2 protein-coding genes are annotated in these 2,753 nt (G+C 66.8%); both read left to right on the forward strand.

The genetic code is table 11. The features are described from left to right. Positions 1–205: 205 nt before the first annotated feature. On the forward strand, positions 206–1,738 hold the full coding sequence (gene istA / locus ACFFWD_RS20425) for an IS21 family transposase (protein WP_376968289.1): 1,533 nt from the start codon (positions 206–208) through the stop codon (positions 1,736–1,738). Positions 1,739–1,749: 11 nt separating this feature from the next. Further along, positions 1,750–2,493, forward strand: coding sequence for an IS21-like element helper ATPase IstB (istB, locus tag ACFFWD_RS20430; protein ID WP_376968288.1), 744 nt, complete (start codon positions 1,750–1,752; stop codon positions 2,491–2,493). Positions 2,494–2,753: the final 260 nt, after the last annotated feature.

The following is a 2,753-nucleotide window of genomic DNA, read 5'->3' on the forward strand; positions in this document are numbered from 1 at the left end:
ATGCGGATTCCGCTCGATGTCGCCCAGCATTCCGAGATGATCTCGCCCACCATTCCGATTTGAAGTCGCCCACCCATTCCGAGATGATGTCGCCCACCATTCCGGGATGATGTCGCCCGGGTGACGAGGCCTCTTTTGGCTCCCATAGGGTCAACCCTTTCGGCTTTGCGAAGGGGGACCCTGGATGCCGACGGAGAGGCTTGCGATGCGCCGTGTGCGCGATGTGATCAGGATGAAGGCGGCCGGTCTGCCGAGCCGCGAGATTGCGCGACGGGTGGGCGCCGCGCCCTCGACGGTGCGGCTGACGATCCGGCGGTTTGAGGCTACGGGCCTGACCTGGCCGTTGCCGGACGATGTGACCGACGCGGTCCTGGAATCGCGGCTGTTCGCCAAGACCGGCCACGGCAGTCGGCATGGGCATCGGCGCGTCGTCGAGCCCGACTGGGCGGCGGTGCACCGCGAGCTCAAGCGCAAGCACGTGACGCTGTCGATCCTGTGGGAGGAGTACATCAGTGCCGAGCCCGGCGGATACCGGTACTCGCGCTTCTGCGAGCTTTACCGCGCCTGGGAGGGCCGCCTGTCGGTGACGATGCGCCAAGCGCATGCGGCCGGCGACAAGCTGTTCGTCGACTATGCCGGCGACGGCGTGCCGGTCGTGGTCGATCGTCTCACCGGTGAGCGCAGAATGGCGCAGATCTTCGTCGCCGTGCTCGGCGCCTCGAGCTTCACCTACGCGCAGGCGACGTGGACGCAGGGGCTCGCCGACTGGATCAGCGCCCATGTTGGCGCCTTCGCGGCGATCGGCGGCGTACCGGCGCTGCTGGTGCCTGACAACACCAAGGTCGCGGTCATCAAGGCGTGCCTCTACGACCCGGAGATCAATCGCACCTATGCAGAAATGGCGGCGCATTACGGCACCGCCATATTGCCGGCGCGGCCGCGCAAGCCGCGCGACAAGGCCAAGGTCGAGCAAGCCGTCCTCGTCGTCGAGCGTTGGCTCCTCGGTCGCCTGCGCCATCGTATCTTCTACAGCCTAGCCGAGGTCAACGCGGCGATTGGCGAGTTGCTCACCAGACTCAACGAGGAGCGGTCGATCCGGCGGCTCGGCGTGACACGCCGCCGGCTGCTCGAGGAGGTCGATCGGCCGGCGCTCAAGCCGTTGCCGGCGAGCCCCTACGTGCTCGCCGAGTGGCGTATCCGACGCGTCAGCCTGGACTACCACGTCGAGGTGGAGAAGCATTACTACAGCGTTCCGCATCGCTTCGCGCGTGCCGAGGTCGAGGTGCGGTTCACCGCCCGCACCGTCGAGATCTTCCACAAGGGCGAGCGGATTGCCGCGCATCAGCGCATGAGCGGCAATCACAAGCACACCACCGTGCCGGAGCACATGGCCTCCAGCCATCGACGCTACGCCGGCTGGACCATCGCACGCATCCGCCAGGATGCCGCCGCGATTGGGCCGGCGACCAGCGCGTTGTGCGACCTCATTCTCGACGAGCGCTCGCACCCCGAGCAAGGCTTCCGCGCCTGCCTCGGCATCCTCAGGCTCGCCGCCTCCTATGGGCGCGAACGGCTGGACGCCGCGGCTGCGCGGGCGATCGACATCGGCGCGCGCACCTACGGCTCGGTCAAGTCAATCCTCGCCAACAATCTCGATCGGCGTCCCGCTCACCAGCGCTCCGCGGACGATGCGCCGATCCTGCATGCCAACATCCGCGGACCGCGCTACTACAACTAGGAGATCACGTCTTGCTCACCCATCCGACCCTCGACCGCCTCAACGCCCTCGGCCTCCACGGCATGGCCAAGGCCTTCGCCGACATCGAAGCAACCGGCGAGGCCGCAAGCCTCGGCCACGCCGAATGGCTCGCGCTGCTGCTCGAACGTGAAGCCTCGCTGCGCCACGACAAGCGGCTCGCCACCCGCCTGCGCTACGCGAAGCTGCGCCAGCAAGCGTGCGTCGAGGACATCGACTACCGCACCCCGCGCGGCCTCGACCGCCCGCTGTTCGTCAAGCTTGTCGAGGGCCGCTGGATCGACGACCACACCAACTTGCTGATCTGCGGTCCGGCCGGCGTCGGCAAGAGCTGGCTCGCCTCGGCGCTCGGCCACAAGGCCTGCCGTGACAATCGGTCCGTGCTCTATCAACGTGTTCCGCGGCTGTTCGATGACCTCGCTCTCGCGCGCGGCGACGGCCGCCATCCGCGCCTATTGCGCGGGCTCGGCCGCGTCGATCTGCTGATCCTCGATGACTGGGGGCTTGAGCCGCTCGACGCCGGTGCCCGTCACGACCTCCTGGAAATCTTCGAAGATCGCTACGGTCATCGTTCCACCATCGTCACCAGCCAGCTCCCCGTGGACCAGTGGCATGTGCTCATTGGAGATCCCACCTATGCCGACGCCGTGCTCGATCGCCTCGTCCACAATGCCCATCGGCTCGACCTCACCGGCGAGAGCCTGCGCCGAACCCGGCAATCCGCCCGAAAGGCCTGAGCCCGTGACGCTGTGGACATGCCGCTGCGCTTGGACAACGCCAAGGCGTTGCCCACATGCCCACAGCAACCGCAACAGACACACAACAGGTTCAAGCCGCGATTCCAGTTGACCGCGCGGCTCGCCCAATGCCAGAGAACCTAGGCAGCCAGAACGCCTCGTCACCGGGCGAGATCAAATCGGAAAGGTGGGCGACATCGTCTCGGAATCCCCGGGCGACTTCATATCGGTACACCCGGGCGACTTCGTCGGAATCCGCA

Source organism: Bradyrhizobium erythrophlei (assembly GCF_042430365.1).
In the GTDB taxonomy this organism is placed as follows: Bacteria; Pseudomonadota; Alphaproteobacteria; order Rhizobiales; family Xanthobacteraceae; genus Bradyrhizobium; species Bradyrhizobium erythrophlei.